At 62.7% G+C, this 19706-nt stretch carries 17 protein-coding genes and 1 pseudogene; 10 read left to right on the forward strand and 8 right to left on the reverse strand.

Annotated features, from left to right (window positions below; all coding sequences use genetic code 11):
* Positions 1-83 precede the first annotated feature (83 nt).
* Together B5M41_RS02895 and B5M41_RS02900 are read right to left on the reverse strand one after the other, a co-directional pair.
* On the reverse strand, positions 84-293 hold the full coding sequence (locus B5M41_RS02895; RefSeq protein WP_134648684.1) for a cold-shock protein: 210 nt from the start codon (positions 291-293) through the stop codon (positions 84-86).
* Positions 294-464: 171 nt separating this feature from the next.
* On the reverse strand, positions 465-716 hold the full coding sequence (locus B5M41_RS02900; RefSeq protein ID WP_134648685.1) for a hypothetical protein: 252 nt from the start codon (positions 714-716) through the stop codon (positions 465-467).
* Between the two features lie 51 nt (positions 717-767).
* Here B5M41_RS02900 and B5M41_RS02905 point away from each other — a divergent pair, with 51 nt between their 5' ends.
* From B5M41_RS02905 to B5M41_RS02920, 4 genes are all read left to right on the forward strand, one after another.
* A complete protein-coding gene (locus tag B5M41_RS02905) occupies positions 768-1844 on the forward strand; it encodes an MraY family glycosyltransferase (RefSeq protein WP_167718971.1) in 1077 nt (358 codons plus the stop codon).
* Between the two features lie 10 nt (positions 1845-1854).
* Positions 1855-2688, forward strand: a complete 834-nt coding sequence (locus tag B5M41_RS02910; RefSeq protein WP_134648687.1) for a glycosyltransferase family 2 protein — start codon at positions 1855-1857, stop codon at positions 2686-2688.
* A 117-nt stretch (positions 2689-2805) separates the two neighbouring features.
* Positions 2806-4086, forward strand: a complete 1281-nt coding sequence (locus tag B5M41_RS02915; protein ID WP_167718974.1) for a hypothetical protein — start codon at positions 2806-2808, stop codon at positions 4084-4086.
* Positions 4083-4676, forward strand: a complete 594-nt coding sequence (locus B5M41_RS02920; RefSeq protein WP_134648688.1) for an LbetaH domain-containing protein — start codon at positions 4083-4085, stop codon at positions 4674-4676. Before B5M41_RS02915 ends, B5M41_RS02920 begins: the two co-directional genes overlap by 4 nt.
* A gap of 13 nt (positions 4677-4689) precedes the next feature.
* Here the strand turns inward: B5M41_RS02920 and B5M41_RS02925 are convergent, their stop codons facing one another.
* Genes B5M41_RS02925 through B5M41_RS02935 form a run of 3 tightly spaced genes read right to left on the reverse strand, consistent with a single transcriptional unit; the run spans position 4690 to position 8374 of the window.
* Positions 4690-5886, reverse strand: coding sequence for a glycosyltransferase (locus B5M41_RS02925; RefSeq protein ID WP_134648689.1), 1197 nt, complete (start codon positions 5884-5886; stop codon positions 4690-4692).
* Positions 5883-7115, reverse strand: a complete 1233-nt coding sequence (locus B5M41_RS02930) for a glycosyltransferase family 4 protein (RefSeq protein WP_134648690.1) — start codon at positions 7113-7115, stop codon at positions 5883-5885. Before B5M41_RS02930 ends, B5M41_RS02925 begins: the two co-directional genes overlap by 4 nt.
* The gene (locus B5M41_RS02935; protein ID WP_134648691.1) at positions 7112-8374 is read right to left on the reverse strand and encodes a glycosyltransferase family 4 protein; all 1263 of its coding nucleotides are present in this window, start codon (positions 8372-8374) and stop codon (positions 7112-7114) included. The genes B5M41_RS02930 and B5M41_RS02935 overlap by 4 nt, the downstream gene beginning before the upstream one ends.
* A 272-nt stretch (positions 8375-8646) precedes the next feature.
* Here B5M41_RS02935 and gmd point away from each other — a divergent pair, with 272 nt between their 5' ends.
* Together gmd and B5M41_RS02945 are read left to right on the forward strand one after the other, a co-directional pair.
* Positions 8647-9717, forward strand: coding sequence for a GDP-mannose 4,6-dehydratase (gene gmd, locus B5M41_RS02940; protein ID WP_134648692.1), 1071 nt, complete (start codon positions 8647-8649; stop codon positions 9715-9717).
* On the forward strand, positions 9701-10690 hold the full coding sequence (locus tag B5M41_RS02945; protein ID WP_134648693.1) for a GDP-L-fucose synthase family protein: 990 nt from the start codon (positions 9701-9703) through the stop codon (positions 10688-10690). Before gmd ends, B5M41_RS02945 begins: the two co-directional genes overlap by 17 nt.
* On the opposite strand, the gene B5M41_RS02950 is transcribed toward B5M41_RS02945, so the two are convergent.
* A complete protein-coding gene (locus B5M41_RS02950; RefSeq protein WP_230639959.1) occupies positions 10681-13356 on the reverse strand; it encodes a response regulator in 2676 nt (891 codons plus the stop codon). The genes B5M41_RS02945 and B5M41_RS02950 overlap by 10 nt on opposite strands.
* 30 nt (positions 13357-13386) lie before the next feature.
* Positions 13387-13929, reverse strand: a pseudogene (locus B5M41_RS27125) (chemotaxis protein CheB); the annotation flags it as partial.
* A 406-nt stretch (positions 13930-14335) separates the two neighbouring features.
* On the opposite strand from B5M41_RS27125, the gene B5M41_RS02960 reads away from it, so the two are divergent.
* From B5M41_RS02960 to B5M41_RS02975, 4 genes are all read left to right on the forward strand, one after another.
* Entirely contained in the window at positions 14336-14983 is a 648-nt protein-coding gene (locus tag B5M41_RS02960) for a LuxR family transcriptional regulator (protein ID WP_230639961.1), read from the forward strand.
* 104 nt (positions 14984-15087) lie between these two features.
* Positions 15088-16464 (forward strand): glutamate-1-semialdehyde 2,1-aminomutase, encoded by a 1377-nt coding sequence (locus B5M41_RS02965; protein WP_134648696.1) that lies wholly within the window; start codon positions 15088-15090, stop codon positions 16462-16464.
* Between the two features lie 131 nt (positions 16465-16595).
* Positions 16596-17666: an NAD-dependent epimerase/dehydratase family protein gene (locus B5M41_RS02970; RefSeq protein WP_134648697.1), complete on the forward strand. Its 1071-nt coding sequence runs from the start codon at positions 16596-16598 to the stop codon at positions 17664-17666.
* A gap of 9 nt (positions 17667-17675) precedes the next feature.
* Positions 17676-18995 carry a DUF4910 domain-containing protein gene (locus tag B5M41_RS02975; protein WP_134648698.1) on the forward strand — a complete coding sequence of 440 codons (1320 nt, stop codon included), beginning with the start codon at positions 17676-17678 and terminating at the stop codon, positions 18993-18995.
* Here the strand turns inward: B5M41_RS02975 and rfbC are convergent.
* Positions 18986-19531, reverse strand: a complete 546-nt coding sequence (gene rfbC / locus B5M41_RS02980; RefSeq protein WP_134648699.1) for a dTDP-4-dehydrorhamnose 3,5-epimerase — start codon at positions 19529-19531, stop codon at positions 18986-18988. The genes B5M41_RS02975 and rfbC overlap by 10 nt on opposite strands.
* Between the last annotated feature and the right edge of the window lie 175 nt (positions 19532-19706).

Here is a 19706-nt window from a genome sequence, read left to right on the forward strand (position 1 = left end):
CAGGCGATTTGCCTGGCCTTGTTTGGGTGGTGCGCTTCCGGCAGTGCCAGTACATCCGTGGTCAAGGCGAAGCGCTACCCTGATCAGGCGGCCTGGAGATTGCAGGCCGACATTTTGCCCGACTTGTTGTCGCGCTCCAGCTCATAGCCGATCTTCTGGCCTTCGACGAGTTCGCGCATGCCGGCGCGCTCGACGGCAGAGATGTGAACGAACGCGTCGGCGTCGCCGTTATCAGGCTGAATGAAGCCGAAGCCCTTGGTGGAATTGAACCATTTAACTGTGCCAGTGGTCATGATGAACCCTTTCGTAGCAACATTGAGAAACCGATGCGCCGAGGCGCGCCGGAGGATGATAGCGATTTTGAAAGGAAGTTCGTTCAGGGCGCGGTGCCAGACGCGCAACAAGCAAAGCTCAAAGCAAATTCGATGTGCACTTGTACCTGCGCAAGACAGGCGCGTCAACCATTAGTTTTTTCGCCATTCCATCTCGTCATTTGGTTGTGATGTGGTGACGTACACGCGCCGACCCGTCCAGCCACCGCTTTGATTATTGGCCGACATCCCGGCGACCTCAACCAAAGGGAGGATATAGGGGGTGGAAAGGGCGTAGGCAGGGATGGCCACGCCGTTGAATTCACCCTTCGCGTCGCTCGCCTCGGCCTTTTGCTCGAATGGTGTGACCGGCGAATCAAACGCTATGCTTGCATCGTCGCCCATGCGACCTCACCGCTTATGGTCAGGGCATCGGCGCGATTGCAGGGGCGTCAGATGGTCTTCTTGCTGCTCGAAAGCTCGGCATCTCTCGTGCTGAGCACGGTTTTCGTGGTTCTGTTACGCTGGTTGTCGGTGCCGCTTCATCTCATCGATCTGCCGGACCACCGGAAAATCCATGAGGGCGCCGTGCCGCTGTGCGGCGGGATCGCGATCTTCATGGCTTTTGCCGGTATGAACCTCATCACGGCCAATGGAATGGACGTCGGGCCGGGTTTCTGGTCGGGGACCATGCTTGTCGTCGCGCTCGGAGTGCTGGATGATCGCTTCACCCTGCCGGCGCGTCTCCGGTTCGCGGCGCAGGTCCTGATTGCGCTGGCGCTGATCGCCGCCGAGGGCCTCGGACGGATTTCGCTCGGTGACCTGTTGCCGATGGCCGGTCCCGCGGCCTACGGCTTGCTCTTCGTCATCTCTGTCGTCTTCGTCGTCGGGCTGATCAATGCCTGGAACATGGCTGATGGCGTCGATGGGCTTGCCGGCGGGATTGCCGCGTCCACTCTCGTCTGGATCCTTGCGCTTGTGCTCCTGACCGGGGAGGAGGGGCTTGTCTTTCCGGTTGCCGCTCTGCTTGCGGCGGTCGGCGGCTTTCTCGTCTTCAACCTGCGCAGCCCGTGGCGCGCACGCGCCTGCGTCTATCTCGGCGATGCCGGCAGCACCGGCCTGGGCGCAATCATCGCCTATCTGATCCTGCGCCTGTCGGATGGCGCGGACGGACTGCCGTTTCCATCCCTGTTGTGGCTGGTGATCCTTCCTGTCATCGATACGCTGAGCCTCATGGTGCGTCGCCTTCTCGATCACCGCAGCCCCATGTCGGCGGACCGTCGGCACCTGCACCATCTCATGATCGATTCCGGTCTGTCCCCGGCCGCGACCAGCTACATCATCATTCTCGTCTCCTTCCTGTGTGGAGGCATCGGTTATCTCGGCCTGCTGTTTACGGTGCCGCAGCAGGTGATGGTGGGCGGCCTGCTCCTCGTTGCGGTTACGCACAGTGCCTTCGTGCTCGCCGTCGAAACCGCCACGCACCGGCGTGCCGACCGGGCCGCCAGCCCATCCATCAAGCTGCAGATATAGGAGGAGCCCGATGTCGATCTCCGTGCTGATCATGACGCTGAACGAGGAGAAGAACCTGCCCGCCTGCCTCGCCTCGCTGGACTGGTGCGATGATATCGTCGTGCTCGATTCCTATTCGACCGATGCGACGGTGGAGATCGCGCGGGCTGCCGGCGCCCGCGTCTACCAACGGGTGCACGACACGGAATCGAACCAGCGCACCTACGGGCTGAAGGAGATCGAGTACAAGTATCCCTGGGTCTACACGCCCGATGCCGACGAAGTGACGCCGCCGGATCTGCGCGACGAGATGCTGGCGATCGCGCGTGATCAGAAGCGGCCCGAAAGCGCCTTCCGCATCCGCTACAAGAACATGTTCATGGGGCGATGGATCAAGCACAGCAGCCTCTACCCGACCTGGATCACGCGGCTGGTCCGGCCCGATCGCGTGCGCTATGAGCGCGACGCCCATTCCCGCTGTCTGACCGAAGGACCGGAAGGCCGGCTCAATGCGCATTTCATCCACTACAGCTTCAACAAGGGCATGAATGCCTGGTACGACAAGCACAACCGCTACTCCTCGTCGGAAGCGCGCGAGACCGTCGTCAGCCTGCGCGAGAAGCGCGTGCCGTGGCACGATGTCCTGAGCGGCGTGCCGGAGGTGCGACGACGGGCGCTCAAGGAATTAGCCATGCGTCTGCCGTTCCGGCCGACGGCGCGCTTTCTCTACATGTATGTTCTGCGCGGCGGTTTTCTCGATGGCAAGGAAGGCTACCACTATTGCCGGCTGCTCGCCGCTTACGAATACATGATCGTCATCAAGACCGAAGAGTTGCGGCGCCGGGAAGAAGGTTTGCCGGTCTGATCGATTGTCGCTGCCGGCGCGAGCCGTGTTGCCGCCGCCGCCGGGAGAAGAAGACACGAGGCTCCCCTTCCGGCGGTTGAGTTTTGCGATCCCGCGCATCCGGGAAGGAGGCCGCCCGTGACCCTGCTATTGACCTGCCTTCTTTGCCTGACGGTCGCCCTGCTCTTGGTGTGGGGCATGCTGGCGCCGGGCCGCATCTACCAGCTTCCCTTCCTCGTCGGTGTGATGGCCGTGAGTTTTCTTCTGCCGCAGCTTCCCGGCCTGATGGATGACCGCTTCCTGCCGCGCGGTGCCTACGACCGGATGGTGGCGTTCACGATCTTGTGCCTGGCGGCGGCCTGGCTCGGCTGGATTTCGACACGCAAGCCGGTCGCCTTCCTGCGCGGGAATTTCAGCGAGGGACGGCTTCTGATCGTTTCGGCCGGGCTTTCCGTCATCGGCGCCTACTTCTATTTCAAGCTGAGCCGCCTGCCGGGCGACATGGTGGTCGGCGTGCAGATGAGTGGCGTGCCGGTGATCTATCTCTTCGTGGCCCGTCTCATGACCTACGGGCTTGCAATCGGCGTCCTGTGCCTTGCGAGACGGACATCGCTCTTCGCCCTGTCGATTGTCGTTTTCGATCTCGTCTTCTATCTCGACCGCATCGTCGTCACGGGCAAACGTGCGGAAGCCGTCGAGCTTTTCGCAATCTTTGCCGTCGCGTTCTGGTTCCATCGCGGGTGGCTCGCGCCGCGGACGATCATACTTGCGGGTGTCCTGCTGGGCACGTTCCTGATGAACAGCATGGGCGATTACCGCGCGATCACGCGGGAGAACGCCAGTCCGATCTGGCAGGACATCAGCCAGATCGACGTCACCGCGAATTTCAGGGCAACCCTCAAAGAGGGCGGGCTGGAAGTGCGCAATGCGATCCTGCGCATCGACCATGCCGCCGAGACGCTCGAATTCGATTACGGCAAGTTCCACTGGAACCGGCTGGTGTTCAACTATGTCCCCTCCCAGCTCGTCGGTGAGGCAATGAAGCGGTCGCTGATGCTGAGAACGCCCGCCATGGCGCGTGACTACAACGCGCTGACCGGCACGACGGAGACCGGCATGGCCGATGCATTTCAGTCCTTCTGGTATTTCGGCGCGCTGAAGTTCTTCCTCATCGCCTATCTCCTGGCGCGGCTCTGGGCGAGCGCCAAGGAAGGGCAGGCGGCAGGGCAGATCGTCTACATGCTGTCGATCGTGCCGGCGATGCATGTTGTGTCACACCAGACCGACTGGGTCATCATGGCCTGGGTGCATATGGTGCTGTTTCTTGTCCCGTCGCTGGCGCTGGCGGCCGTTCCCGCAAGACGAGGCCGCAGCGGACATGCTGACCCGTTCGTATCAAGGAGGCTCGTTCATTCATGAAATCGCGCTATGACGATCCCGCCTTCGATGCGGGCGGCCGAGCCACACCGCTTCTCGGTGGACCGACTTTTGCGCTGCGCTTCCGCTTGATGCGGCTTGCGTGGCTGGTTGCGTGGCGCTGCCTTGCGGCCTGGACGCCGTCGCCCTTCCATCCCTGGCGAAATCTCCTGCTGCGACTATTCGGTGCGAAGGTTCACCCGACCGCGATCGTGCATGGCAGCACGGTCATCTGGTGGCCGGGCAATCTCACGATGGGACGCAACGCCTCGATGGGGCCGGGTGTCATCTGCTACAATGTGGCGCCGGTGACGCTCGAGGCGCTCGCCGTCGTCTCGCAACGCGCGCATCTGTGCACGGGCACCCACGACATCCACAAGGCTTCCTTTCCGCTGATGGCGCGGCCCATCATGTTGCGTCACAAGGCATGGGTGGCCGCCGAAGCCTTCGTCGGACCGGGAACGGACGTGGGTGAGGGCGCGGTGCTGGGTGCGCGGGGCGTGGCGGTGAAGTCACTGGAGCCCTGGACGGTTTATGCCGGCAATCCGGCAAAGGCTGTCGCCAGCCGCCGGCGGAGCGCAGACGACATCTGACCCAAGTCCTGCCCTATCGTGTTGCTGCCGTCAGGCCGGGGTTTTCCGTCTTTGGGCTGTAGGCGTCGTAGAGGTTGATAGTCCGACGCGCGATCTGCGGCCAGGTATAGTTCTCGAACACCAGTCGGCGGCCCTTGTATCCCATGGCTGTCGCCGCGAGAGGATGGGAAAGCACATCGATCAAGGCGGTGGCGATCTCCATCGGATCGAGGCTGACGACAGCGCCCGCGCCTGCCGCGGCGACCTCCGGAAAATGGCAGGCATCGGTGATGACGACGGGCGTGCCGCAGGCAAGCGCCTCGGTAATGGCGATGCTGAATCCCTCCTGGCGGCTGGGCAGGCAGAAGCAGGCGGCCGCCGCGAAGGCTTTCAGTTTGGTGTCCCCATAGATCGGGCCGACCATGAACACCCGATGTTCCAGACCAAAGCGGCGCACGAGGTCGCGGAAGTCGTCCTCGGCGCCGCCATCGGGGCCGGCGACGACGAGATCGACATCGGGGCATTGCCGTGCCACCAGCTGGAAGGCACTTGCGAGGAGATCGAGCCCCTTCTTGTAATGCAGCCGCGACAGGAAGAGCACGAAGCGCCGCCCGGCGGGCAAGCCGATCAGCGCGGGAAAGTCAGCCGCAGCCGGCAAGGTTTCGAATTCCTCGGTGAAGACACCGTTGGGAATGATCTCGGCCGGCGCCTTCAGGTGGAGGGGCCGCATGAGCTTCACTTCGTCGCGGTTCAGCGCATGGAGAAAGGCAGCACCGTCGAGCATGCGCCGGAAGGCAACGGCAAGGGCGAGACGTTTTTTCCAGGGCTTCTGGGAAAGGCTCCAGCTATCGAGCATTCCCGCAGGACAGACGCAATAGGGAATGCCGTTGCGCGTGGCGATGGCTGCCGCGCAGGCGAGGATGGGTTCCCATATGCCGTGCAGATGCACCTGCGCGCTGTCGGCGAGAACGCGGGCGAGGAAGGGGCGTGCCTTCAGGCACAGGATCGCCTCGATCGTGCCCGGCGGCGGCAGGATGTGCCAGACGACCCGCTGGAAGCCGGGAATGGCCGCCCCGAGCCGCGCGACGCTGGCGAGGGTCCGGTCGTCCGCCTGGCTGATCACGCGGACATCGTGCCCGAGGCTTGCCTGCGCTGCGGCGAGCCGCATCACCACGGCCTGCGGCCCGCCGCTGTCAGGGTCGATCGAAGTGATGACATGGACGATCTTCATGCAGTGGATCCGTTGAGTGAGGACAGCACGCCGAGAAGGCGCGCGCCGTATTGTTCGACGGTGTACTCCTTTGCGCGAAGCCGGGCGTTCGCGGCCATGGTCGCGCGCACATCTTCGTTGTCGGCAAGGTAGCGCACCGCATCGACGATGGCTTGCGGATCCCGCTCCGGCACGATCAACCCTTCCACGCCATCGCGCACGACGCTTCCGGTGCTGTAGGTGGTGATGACGGGAAGCCCGCAGGCCAGTGCTTCATAGACGACGGTCGCCGATCCCTCGCAAAGCGAAGGCAACAGGAAGACGTCCGCCCAGCGATACTCGTCTGCGATCGCTGCACGCGGGACGATTCCCCTCAGCTCGATCGACCGGCTCAGCCGGCGGCGGACCGGTTCAGGCAATCGGTCGGGGCCTGCCATGCGCATGCGCACGGCGGCGCCAAGGCGTTCGGCGGCTTGCAGCACATAGGGCGAGCCCTTGCGCAGGCCGACCTCGCCGATCGTCAATATGCGCAACGGTCCCGGTGCGCGAACCCTAGCGCTTGAATGATCCGTCGCATCGACGCCGTAGGGGACGACCACGCAGCGCTCTGCCGGAACGCCCTCGACAACGACATGGTCGCGCACGAATTCCGAAGGGCAAACGATACGGTCGGCCAGCGCCCATTCGGCGCGCTCGCGCGCCGCGAAGGCCTCGGCATGGGGATTGGTTTGCACCGGCCCAGCCCATTCCGGGAAGCGGCGCATCTCCTCCGCGAGAATATTTTCCACGACGGCGCGCGGCGCGATCATCTGCTCCACGGCCACCCAAAGGCCCTGCCGCTTCGCCGCCTGCATCTGCTCCAGTGCGTCGCCGCTATAGGCGTAGAGGCCTGCGGCATTGTGAAAGCCGTGCGTTGCGACGAGGGTCGAGAACCGGCTGCCGGCCCAGACGGCGTGCGACGCTTCTTCCGCCGCATCCTCGATGCGCAGGCGGCGGATGGCGGAGCGGACGCCGAACAGGGGGAAATCCGTAATCAGCTCCGGCGGCACGCCATTCGGGACCCGCCCGACCAACCGCTGTACCGAACGGGGCAGCAGGGCAGGTGGCAGGAGGCGCAGCAGCGCCGGCCAACTTTTCGTGCCGCAGATATCGGTGAAGAAATGGCCAAGTCGCCCTTCCTTCGCCAGGATGCGGGCGACGGCATAATGCATGCGGGCACCGAGTTGGCTGACGACGACGGTCTGGGTCATGACGGTCGGTGCTCCAGCATGATGGTGCCTGCCGGAACGGGTTCCTTTTCGGCGATCTCGGCGAGAAGAGCGCTCCAGGTGGTCAAAGCGCGGTCATAGGCATAGTCGGCTTCCAGCACGGCTCGCGCGGTTGCACCCATTGCCGCAACCCTTTCGGGGTCGGCGGCGAGATCGGATATGGTTTCGGCCAGCGTTTCCGCTTCGCCGATTTCGATATTGACGCCGCACCGCTCGGCGGCCACCACAGCCGCGACACTACCCCTGGGATCGCCGATGAAAAGAGTGGGTTTTCCGGCGGCCAGGATGCCGTAGAACTTGCTGGGAATGATGCAGTGCTCAAGGCAGGGCAGCAGGGAGACGACGTGGAGGTCCGGCACGCCGAGGCTTTCGGACAACTGCCTCGCCGGTTGCAACGGCTTGAACTCGACATTGGCAAGGCCGCGCGCGCGGACGGCTTCCATGACGGATTGCAGCTTGTGGCCGCCCCCGACCATGAGGAAGCGGACGTTCGGATGGTCCTTCAAAAGCGTTGCTGCTTCGATCAGCGTCTCGAATTCGTGGGCGCGGCCGAAATTGCCGGAATAGCCGACGACGAACTTTCCCGCATAGCCCCAGGCGGCGCGCAACGGGTTATCTTCCTTCGCGACGGGGTGGATTTCGGCGGCGTCGGACCAATGGTGCAGCACGCGGATCCGTTTCGCGGGCAGGCCGCGCGCCACGAGATAGTCCGCCATCCGCTCCGTCGGGCAGATCGTCAACCGCGAATGTGTGATCGACCGGTCGCGCAGCCATGCCGCAAACCGGCCGAGGATCGGTGCCGTGCGCAGAAGACCGAGTTCGATTGCCGTTTCCGGAAAGAGGTCCATGACCCAGTTCACCATCCGGCCGCCGCGCAGCCAGATGGGCAGTGCGCAGGCAAGCGAGATCAGCGGCGGATCGGTGCACACGACGACGACATCGCCGCGCCTGATGTTGCGGGAGAGCCAGGCGAAGGCCGAAAGATGGAAAGACAGGTAATCGGCCGCCCGGCCGGGCAAGCTGCCCCGACCGAAGCGCGAGGTGGGTAGCCGCACGACGTCGACGCCCGAACAGGTTTCGCGCCCGGCTAGTGTGGCACCGGCGTCGTCGTGCAGCGTACGGCTGGCAAGAACGGTGATCCTGCCGCCCTGCCGCGCAAGGCCGAATGCCAGCGCGGATACCATTCGGCTCGTCGCCGACTGGTCCGGCTGGAAGTACCGGTTTACGAAGATCGTCCTCATGGAGCCGCCCCGCATGTTCTCCTGCGAGCCGTGATCTTGGCAGCGGAGCCGCGGGCGACAAGTTCTCCAATGGCGCTAGCGGATATGTTGTCCTCCCACCCGGTCTACGCCTTCCGGCGTATCGGGCGGTGACATCACCCATCCGACGGTCGGCGAACCGTCGTCCATCCCCCGAACGGTCACCTTGTCGGTCAAACTATCCTGGCGCTAACTCAGCCGACGGTGTGCGGAGGATCGTGCACGGCATTTCCTCGTGTGAAAGCTGGTGGCGCATGTCTGAAAAGAAAGCCTTGATCATCGGCGTGACGGGCCAGGACGGCTCCTATCTCACCGAACTCCTTCTGGAAAAAGGATACCGGGTGCACGGTCTCAAGCGGCGCTCATCCTCCTTCAACACGGCCCGCGTCGATCACCTCTATGTCGACCCACGTTCGCCCGACGTGCGTTTCCACATGCATTTCGGCGACCTGACGGATGCGACGAACCTCTGCCGGGTCATCCAGGAGGTGTGCCCGGACGAAATCTATAATCTCGGCGCGCAGAGCCACGTGCAGGTGAGCTTCGAGACACCGGAATACACCGCCAATACCGACGCGCTCGGCACGCTGCGTCTGCTGGAGGCCATGCGCCTGTTGAAGGTAGGAGATCATTGCCGCTTCTACCAGGCGTCGACCTCCGAACTCTTCGGCGGCCTCGGTGAGACGCCGCAGCGGGAGGGTACGCCCTTCCATCCGCGCAGCCCCTATGCCGCGGCCAAGCTCTACGCGTACTGGATGACGGTCAACTATCGCGAGGCTTACGGCTTCCATGCCTCGAACGGCATTCTCTTCAACCATGAAAGCCCGCGTCGCGGGGAAACCTTCGTCACACGCAAGATCACCCGGGCGGTCGCCGCGATCGAATGGGGGCTGCAGGACAAGCTCTTCCTCGGCAATCTCGACGCCAAGCGCGACTGGGGCCATGCGCGTGACTATGTCGAGGGCATGTGGCGCATCGTTCAGCAGGACGTTCCCGACGATTATGTACTTGCGACCGGCACCACCCATACCGTGCGGGAATTCGTCGAGCGTGCCTTCGAAGTCGTCGGGAAGTCCATCGAATGGGATGGCGTCGGCGTCGACGAGATCGGTTACGACCGCCGCAGCGGCCGCACCCTGATACAGATCGACCCGCGCTACTTCCGGCCGGCTGAGGTGGATATTCTGCTCGGCGATGCCAGCAAGGCGCGCGACAGGCTGGGCTGGCAGCAGACCGTGTCCTTCGAGGATCTCATCTCGGAAATGGTGGAATCGGATCTGCGCGTCATCACGAGGGAGGAAGGCCGCAATGATCTCCACGGATGACAAGACGGCGCTATCGTACGATCTGCGCGGCAAGCGGGTCTGGGTCGCCGGTCATTCGGGAATGGTCGGCTCCGCCCTTCTGCGACGGCTCAAGCGGGAGCGGTGTGATATCCAGACCGTCTCGCATGCCGAGGTGGACCTGACGCGCCAGTCCGAGACCGAAAACTGGATGCGCAAGGCGCGCCCCGAAGCAATCTTTATTGCATCCGCGCGCGTCGGCGGCATCGGGGCGAATGCGCGCTATCCCGCGGAATTCCTGTCGGAAAACGTGCTCATCCTCGTCAATGTCATCAGGACGGCGTCGGAACTTGGCGTCGAGAAACTGATGTGCCTGGGATCGAGCTGCATCTATCCCAAACATGCCGAGCAGCCCATCCACGAGGATGCGCTTTTGACGGGCAGCCTGGAGCCGACGAATGAAGCCTACGCGCTTGCCAAGATCACCGGTCTGAAGCTCGCCGCCGCCTATGCGGAGCAATATGGCCGCCGCTTCATCTCAATCATGCCGACCAACCTTTACGGCCAGAACGACAATTTCGATCTCGACCATTCCCATGTGATCCCCGCGCTGATCCGCAAGATGCATGATGCGAAGGTGGCCCACCGCGACAGCGTCGTTGTCTGGGGAACGGGCACGCCGAAGCGGGAATTCCTGCATGTCGACGACCTTGCGGATGCCTGCGTTTTCCTGATGAAGGCATATGAGAGCCCGAAGCCGATCAATGTCGGATCGGGGGAGGAGATTTCCATCGGCGAACTGGCGTTCCTGATCGCCGACATCGTCGATTATCGCGGCCACATCGTCTTCGATGCCTTCAAGCCGGACGGCGCGCCCCGCAAGCTTCTGGACACGTCCCGGCTCCGCGCGCTCGGTTGGTCGCATGAGACGCAGCTTCGCACCGGCATCCGCGACCTGTATCAGCGATGGAGAGAAAGCGACCGCAAGCCCGCCGCGCGACAGGATTATCCCTGATCGGTCTGCGCCAGCATGACCAGCCGTGCGAGCGCCGGAAGGGATCTGACCTGCATGCGCCGCATGATCGCCGCACGATGGGCTTCGACCGTGCGCTGGCTGAGGTCCAGATCCTGGGCGATGATCTTGCTGGGCTGGCCGGCAAGCACCCGGTCGAGGATTTCCCGCTGGCGATCCGTCAGGTGTGCCAGCCGGGACTTCGCTTCCAACTGTCTTTTGTTCTCGGCGCCTGTGTTGGAGCTGCGCGAAAGAGCCTCGGTGATGCTCGCGAGCAGATCGGCGGGGCTGACCGGCTTCTCGATGAAATCGGATGCCCCTGCCTTCATCGCCGCGACTGCGGTTGCGACATCGCCCGCGCCGGTGATCATGACGATCGGCAGCTTCACCCCGCGCCCGCGCAGTGTGCGTAGAACGTCCAGTCCGCTCATGCCCGGGAGCCTCATGTCGATCACGAGGCATCCCAAGGCCGCGCTGTCGAGTGTCGCAAGAATGGTCTCGCCATTGGGAAATGTCTGTACACGATGCCCCTCCGCTTCGAAGAACTCCTGCAAGGATTCTCTCGTGTCGCGGTTGTCCTCGACGACGAAGATCGTCGGTGTATCGGGCGAAGGAGCCCGGATGTCCGGCGGCGGCGCTGCGGTGTGCTCGATCCTGCTCGCCTGCAGCAGGAGCTGGATCGCCTTGAGGAGATCGCCGAGGCTCACCGGCTTGGGCATGTACAGGCAATCCTCGGACGACAGAATGCGCAGGGCTTCTGCCGTGATATCTCCGGTAAGGATGATCGTGGGGATGCTGCGGCCCAGGATCGAGCGAATCCTCCTGGCGACATCTATGCCGTTCGCCCCGTCTGGAAGATTGTAGTCGGCCAGGATCAGCGTGGGAGCCACGGTGCCCTTGGCAACGAGGTCCATTGCGGTTGCGCCATCGTCTGCGGCATAGACAAGGTGCTGTTCGTCGCGCAGCCCGATCTCGATCAGGCTGCGGACCTTCCTGTCATCTTCAACCACGAGAATGGTGCCATGCAGAGCCGGCCCCGGCTGGTTGCGTCTCTTCATCGGTGGTGGTGCGTGCTGTACGTCTTCCCGGCCAAGCGCGACATGGACGGAGAAGACCGAACCCTTGCCCGGCACGGAGCGAACCTGAATGCGGTGGCCGAGCAGCGTGCTCAGGCGCTTGACGATGGAAAGGCCGAGGCCGAGGCCGAGATCGGTTTGGGCTGCCATGTCGGTTCCATCGCCGATTGCCTGATGGTACTCGTCGAAAATGGTCTGGAGTTCATGGGCCGCAATGCCGACGCCGCTGTCCCAGATTTCAATGGTGAGCGCGTCCTCGTGCCTGCGACACCCTAGCAGGATCTTGCCCCGCCGCGTGTACTTGAGCGCGTTCGACATCAGATTGCGGATCATCTGTTCGAGAAGCCGCGGATCGGTCCGAACCAGCAGGCTCGACGGTACAAAGCGGAGAGAGAGCCCCTTTTCCATGGCGCCGTAGCTGAATTCGTCGTTCAGGCGTTGCAGAACGTCGTTGACCCTGCATGTCATGATGCGCGGATAGACCGTGCCCGCCTCGATCTTGTTTATGTCCAGCAGGGCGTTCAGCATGCCGGACATCGATATGAGTGTATCGCGGAAGCTACGAACGAGCTTCTGGGAGCGTTCCCCCTCTACCGATTTCTCCAAGAGGCCTTGCAGGAGCGCGAGCGACTGAAGCGGTTGGCGCAGGTCGTGGCTTGCCGTGGCGAGGAAGCGGGACTTTGCCGCATTGGCGCGTTCCGCCGCCCGCTTTGCCCGCGTGAGCGCTTCATGGGCACGGTGTTGCGCGGATACGTCCGAAAAGGTGATGACGACACCTTCCGTGCCGCCTTCACGGGTTCTGTACGGCACGACGCGGCGCATATGCCAGGCGCCGTTCGCCATGCGGATTTCGCGCTCCCTGGCGACGCCGTCGTTCAGAACCGCCGCAGCGTCGCCGAGCAGGGTCGGATCCGGCGCGCGCGCGTTGATGTCCGCCAAATGCCGGCCGACATCGCCCATCGTGACATCGAAAACCGAGCGTGTTGCCGGCGTGAAATAGCGGATGTTCAGGTGGCGATCGAGGAAGACGGTGGCGACGTCAGTGCTGTACAGCATGTTCTCGATGACGCTCGCTGTTGCGCCCTGAAGCGGTTCATCGCTCTGCTCTTCGTGAAAAGGCAGGGCGGCGGCCACCGGACTTGGCCCGGCCGTATCGAGAAAGCTGACGAGAAAAAGATCCTCGCCACCGCTCGTCATCGGCTGCACGGCGATATCGTAGCGCAGTCGTGCGTCAGGAATGCCTTGGTGCAGGCCGACCGCCATCGTGCGTCCCTTTTCCTCATCGGCCCGATGCAGTGCGGAGCGGAGTTCGGCGTGCAGGCTGCGCGGAATGATGGCGAAAAGGTTCTGTTTTGGATTGTCGGGTAAGGCGCGCAGATAGCGTTGCACCGGACCGAGCCAATAGAGGCATTGGTGCTTCCGGTTGATCAATACCGTGGCCGGGGCGTAGCCCTCCAGGATCGCGCGGCGACAGAGGTCGGCTAGCTCCGACTGCTCCGATAAAGGCGTCCGTTCCGTTTGTACGACGATATTGGGACCAATTGCCTCAGTGCCCTGCGGGTGCAGGGCCTGCGCGATCGCCGATAGCGGCATGAGATGTTCCGCAAAGTCCGGATCGATCGTGTTTTCGGAAACGCGTTCATCGTCGATTTCGGCTGGATCCCGTACATAGATGCGCCCGCCGGCTTCTCGAAGAAGACGGATGCCGATGTTTGCGCGAACGCCGGTGGCGGAAAGGGCAACAGCCGTGGCGCGCGCGCCGTACTCGTCGGCGAGAGAACGCAGCAGGATATCGTAAGACGTCTGCATGCCTTGGGAAAAAGGCGGTTTGATGAGACGGATCGTGTCGTTCTTCAGAACGATGTACCCGCCGGGCGGAACGATGAAGAGATGTTCCGGCGCCAGCGCAAGGCCATCCGCCGCGTGGGCGACCGTCCTGTTCATATCGCTCGAAAAGAACTCGACCAACCGGGTTTGGGGAGCGCCGTCCTCATGTTGCACGAGGACAAAGGCGTTGCCACCACCCAATGGCACGGCCCTCAGCAGGGTCCGGCAGGCATCGAGTTCGCCGGCTGACGCGCTGATCGCGACGACGCCAGCGACAGGGTCTCCGGGGGCAGAGTTGCCTCCAGACGAAGTTCCCGGAAAAGGTCGAACTAAACCCATGGGTGCAATCTCAATAAAAATGCACGCAAAGTGAGAATTCACCAGGCTTATATTGAGCTCATCATAGTATAGGCGTCGTTATCCTGATTGCATACCCGCGGACATACGTATTTTCCGAATCTGTTCGCGGGAATCCCATTTTGATATGGATTTAAAATTGTAAAAGGCAATGAAGAAAAGAATAAAATTTATTCCATATACGTTTATCTGATGTGCCGTCCTGGGAGAATTTTATCCCGCTGGGGGCTTGTTTATTAGAGAGCGATTCTCTTGATTTATTTTCCCAATCGCTGGGGGTGACACGATGGTTGAAATTGGGGGTGCCAACGGATTAAGTCATCGGCCCGTAGCAAACGGGGCTGTCCGGTTACCGGCTCTCAAACTTGCCGATACTGCGAAAAACGCTTTGACGGACCTGCGTGTCCTGGACGTGATCGACGAACGGGCGCTGGATCGCGAGTGTCTTTCTCAAAGCCTCGTATCGCACGGCCTTGACATGACCATCGTGCTTTTCAACTCCATCGAAGCATGGATGTCCAAATACGCAGAGGCGTCGAGCGGCGTTCTGATCAATATCGGCAGTCGCGATTGTACCGAGCCGCGCATCGAAAACAACATTCGCATGCTGGTATCGCGGTTCCCGAATCTGCCGGTCATCATCCTCTCCGACAATCATGATTTGCGCCAGGTTCTGACGGCGCTCGATCTCGGGGTCAAAGGGTTCATTCCCTCGGCGGTCGGTATTTCCGTGTGCGTGAAGGCGATCTCGCTTGCGCTGTCGGGGGGCGTCTTCATCTCCACCGAGAGCCTGCCTGAACTGCGCAGACTGATGTCGGCAGCCGACCAGCAGGAGCGCAGGCGGGCCGAGATTTTCACCTGCCGGGAAGAGAATGTCATCGCCATGCTCAAGCTCGGCAAGGCAAACAAGATCATCGCTTATGAGCTCGGCCTGCGTGAAAGCACGGTCAAGGTCCACATCCGCAACATCATGAAGAAGCTCAAGGTTCGCAACCGGACGGAAGTTATCTTCAAGCTCAACGATCTCTACGGCTGATCCCTACGCCTATCGGCCATGCCCTATCCACCAAGAGCGCGGATGCGCCTGCCACGCATGGCGCGATAGTGCCCGGACGGGCTGGCGGGGCAGAGGAGACTGCGATGGATGCCTTCATTCACGACTTCGAGAATTCGGATCGGCTTCGCCAGCGCGCGCATCGGCTCATCCCGGGCGGCGCGCATACTTATGCCAAGGGCGATGACCAGTATCCCATCCTGTCGCCCGGCTTCATCGTCAGCGGATACGGCTGCCATGTGTGGGATGTCGACGGCAACGCCTATATCGAATACGGCATGGGCAACCGTGCAGTCGGTCTCGGTCACGCCTATCGCCATGTCGTGGAGGCCGTCGCGCGGCAGCTGGAATTCGGCTGCAATTTCACGCGGCCTGCGAGCATTGAGGTCGAATGTGCCTCGACCTTCCTCCAGATGGTTCCCGGCGCGGACATGGTGAAGTTCTGCAAGGACGGCTCTGACGCGACCTCTGCGGCGGTGCGCCTTGCGCGGGCCGCAACGGGCCGGGATCTTATTGCGCGTTGCCGGGACCATCCGTTCTTCTCGACCGACGACTGGTTCATCGGCACGACGGAGATGAATGCCGGCATTCCCGAAGTTGTCAGGGATCTCACGCTCGGCTTCTGCTACAACGATCTCGATGACGCGCGCTACCTCTTCGCCCGGCACCCCGGCAGGATAGCCGCCCTCATTCTGGAGGCCTCGCGCGGCGACGATCCTGCCGAAGGCTATTTGCAGGACCTGCAAGCACTTTGTCATGCCAATGGCGCGCTCCTTATTCTCGACGAGATGATCACCGGCTTCCGCTGGGCGCGCGGCGGCGCGCAGGAATATTACCGTTTTCGGCCGGACCTTTCCTGTTTCGGCAAGGCGCTCGGCAACGGCTTCGCAATCTCCGCGCTCGCCGGCAAGCGTGAATTCATGGCGCTCGGCGGCATCGAACAGACCGAGAAGCCGCGCGTCTTCCTGTTGTCCACCACCCATGGTGCCGAAACCCACGCCATGGCGGCCGCGATCGCGACCATGCACGTCTATGCGCAGGAGCCCGTCATCCCGCATCTGCGCAGCCAGGGAACGCGGCTCAAGGCGGGCATCGAGCAGGCGGTCGCCCGGCATGGTCTGGCAGGCTTCGTCGGTGTCACCGGTCATCCCGCCTGTCTCAGCTACGTCACGAAGGACGGGAGCGGAACGCCTTCCCAGGCCTTCAGGACGCTGCTGCTGCAGGAAACCATCCGCCGCGGCGTCCTCGCGCCGTCGCTCGTGGTGAGCTATACGCACGGAAACGACGAGATAGACCAGACGATCGAGGCCTTCGACGGCGCGCTCGGCGTCTATCGTGCTGCACTTGATCACGGCGTCGAGAACTATCTGGTCGGCCGGCCCTCGGACGTCGTTTTCCGTCGCTTCAACATTGCGCCACGGCCTCACAGCATTGGGCCGGTCGCGAGGGCACAGACGGCCTGACCTGCCCGAAAGCGGTAGGAAGAACTGCCGATACGCCATTCGGGTGCGTGCCGCCGTCATTGTCGTCAATCGTGGTCCGCATCGCGCCGACGTAGCATCTCCCTTGGCAAAGAAGTTGGGGAGACACGGACATGAAAGTGCTTGTAACGGGACATCAGGGTTACATCGGCTCCGTCATGGTGCCGACCCTCCTGGCGGCGGGGCATGAGGTGCATGGCTATGACAGCAGGCTCTACCGGCGATGCACCTATGCGCCCGGCGGGCCCATGACGGAGGTTCCCGCCACGCTGAAAGATGTCAGGGATGTAACGCCTTACGACCTCGAAGGCTTCGACGCGGTGATCCATCTCGCGGCCCTGTCGAATGACCCGCTAAGCAATCTGGATCCCGATGTCACCTATGACATCAACCACAAAGGCAGCGTGCGCGTTGCGCGTGCAGCAAGGCAGGCCGGCGTCCCACGCTTTCTCTTCGCCTCGTCGTGCAGCAACTACGGCCTTGCCGGCGAGGCTCTTGTCGACGAAGACGCGCCGCTCAATCCGGTCTCGGCCTATGGTCGCTCCAAGGTGATGGCAGAAGCCGACATCGCGGAGCTGGCCGATACCGGTTTCTGCCCGGTCTTCCTGCGGCCGGCGACGGCCTATGGCCTGTCACCCATGCTGCGCTTCGATATCGTGCTCAACAATCTGGTCGCGTGGGCGGTCACGCGGGGCGTTATCCTGCTCAAGTCGGACGGTACGCCGTGGCGGCCGATCGTGCATATCGAGGATATCTCGGGGGCATTTCTTGCGGCACTCGAGGCGCCGAGGGATGCGGTCTTTGCAGAAGCGTTCAATGTCGGCCGCACGGAGCACAATTATCAGGTCAGGGATATCGCGGATGTGGTGGCGCGGACCGTGCCGGGGTGCCGGTTGGATTATGCCAGCGAAGCCGGGCCCGACCCGCGCTCCTACCGCGTCGATTTCGGCAAGATCGCACGCACCTTGCCGGCCTTCCGCCCGAAGTGGGACGTGGTGTCAGGGGCGCAGCAGCTCTACGGCGCCTATCGGGCTTCCGGCCTGACGCTCGAGGAATTCGAGGGGCCGCGCTATCAGCGTATCGGCCATATCCGCTCGCTTCTTGCCAGCAATACGCTCGACCGGAACCTGAGATGGCGCGCGCCGGCGAAGGTGCTCGCGGACAGGATGGCAATGCGTGCCTGAGGGACGGCGATGAACGAGGCGGCGCGGTTCGCTCCATCCGCAGAGGCCACGGCCGATATCGGCGGGGAGATCCACGCGCTGGTCTCCCGCCTTTTCCCGATCTGCCGCAGTATCACGGGTGAAGGCGTACGCCGCACGCTCGCGATCCTGTCGGAGCATGTCGACGTTGCGGTCCGTGAGGTGCCTTCTGGCACCCGGGTCTTCGACTGGACCGTGCCGCAGGAATGGAATGTCCGTGCGGCCTCCATCCGCGATGCGAGCGGCAAGGCCGTGGTCGATATCGCGGACTCCAATCTCCACCTTGTCGGTTACAGCGAGCCTGTGGCCCGCCGTATGCCGCTTTCGGAGCTTCGGCCCCATATCCACACGTTGCCGGACCAGCCTGAAGTCATCCCTTACCGCACGAGCTACTACAGCCGCGACTGGGGCTTTTGCATGGCGCATCGGGAGTATCTGGCGCTCGAGGATGGAGACTACGACGTCGTCATAGACACCACCTTTTCTGACGGTTCGCTGACCTATGGAGAAGTCTTCCTGCCGGGCGAGACCGATGGCGAGGTGCTCCTGAGTGCGCATATCTGCCACCCTTCGCTCGCCAACGACAATTGCTCCGGGCTCGCGGTTTTAGCCTTCCTGGCGCGGGCGCTGACCGGACGGCGCAGGCGGTTCGGCTACCGTTTTCTCTTTGCGCCGGGCACGATCGGGGCGCTCTGCTGGCTCGCGGCAAACGAGGAGCGGCTTTCGCGGATCGATCTTGGCCTCGTGGTTTCCTGCATCGGCGACGGCGGCGGGCCTGTCTACAAGCGCAGCAGGCGCGGCGATGCGATGATCGACCGGGTGATGGAGGTCATCCGGTGTGATGGCCGGAAGATCGCGATGATCGATTTCAGTCCCTTCGGTTATGACGAGCGGCAATTTTGTTCGCCGGGTTTCGACCTGCCTGTCGGCCTCCTGCAACGCAGCGCCTTCGGCACCTTTCCCGAATATCACACATCGGCGGACGATCTGGACTTCGTGCGCCCGGAGCATCTTGCCTCCTCCTTTCGCATGATCATGGACATTATCGAGGTCATCGAAACCGACAGGATACCGCTGAACCTGTCACCGAAGGGTGAGCCGCAGCTTGGAAAGCGCGGGCTGTACGCGACGACCGGCGGCCACAAGACGACGCCTGACGTTACCATGGCATACCTCTGGGTGCTGAATCTCGCCGATGGCAGGCATTCCCTGCTCGACATTGCCTGCCGATCCGGGCTTCCTTTCTCGGCGATCGCCGCAGCGGCAACGCGACTGGAGGCGTGCGGGCTGGTCGGAGATGCTCAGGCGTGATGTCCGTTGTCCGCAAGCAGCGGCCAGTTCCTGTCTTTCTCCGACATCACGGCCGGTTCTGCCGGCCAGTCGATCGCAAGGGCAGGATCATCGTAGCGCAGGCCGGCGGCGGCGGATGGATCGTAACGCGTCGATATGAGATAGCCGACCACCGCATCCTCCGTCAGCGACAGGAAACCGTGGGCACACCCCTTGGGAATATAGAGCTGGCGCATGTTGTCGGCGCTGAGTTCCGCTGCCGTCCAGCGGCGATAGGTCGGCGATTGCGGGCGAAGGTCGACGGCGACGTCCCAGATCGCGCCGTTCAGGCAGGACACTACCTTTACCTCTGCATGCGGCGCGCGCTGGAAATGCAGGCCACGCAGCGTGTGCTTGGCGGTCGAGCGCGAAAGGCTGTGCTGGACGAAGCGGTGTTCGAGCCCACGGACGTTCATCTCGTCGATGCAGAAGGTCCTGGCGAAGGAGCCTCGCTCGTCACGGATCGGCGATGCTTCGATCAGCCATACGCCTTCCAGGTCGGTTCTGGTGAACAGCATCGGTTCGTCCTCTCCCGTTTTCCTGAGTGTGACGACCGCAGCCAGACTGCCAAGTGCGGTTTCCGACGTATCTTTCGAGCGTAGCGGGTAGGATGGTCAATGTTCGTTTAAGTGCGTTTCATGTTGCTACGCCTTTCGGACAGTTGCGGTATTCGCAAGGTAGTATGGCCGGCTT

The organism is Shinella sumterensis (assembly GCF_004514425.2).
GTDB lineage: Bacteria > Pseudomonadota > Alphaproteobacteria > Rhizobiales > Rhizobiaceae > Shinella > Shinella sumterensis.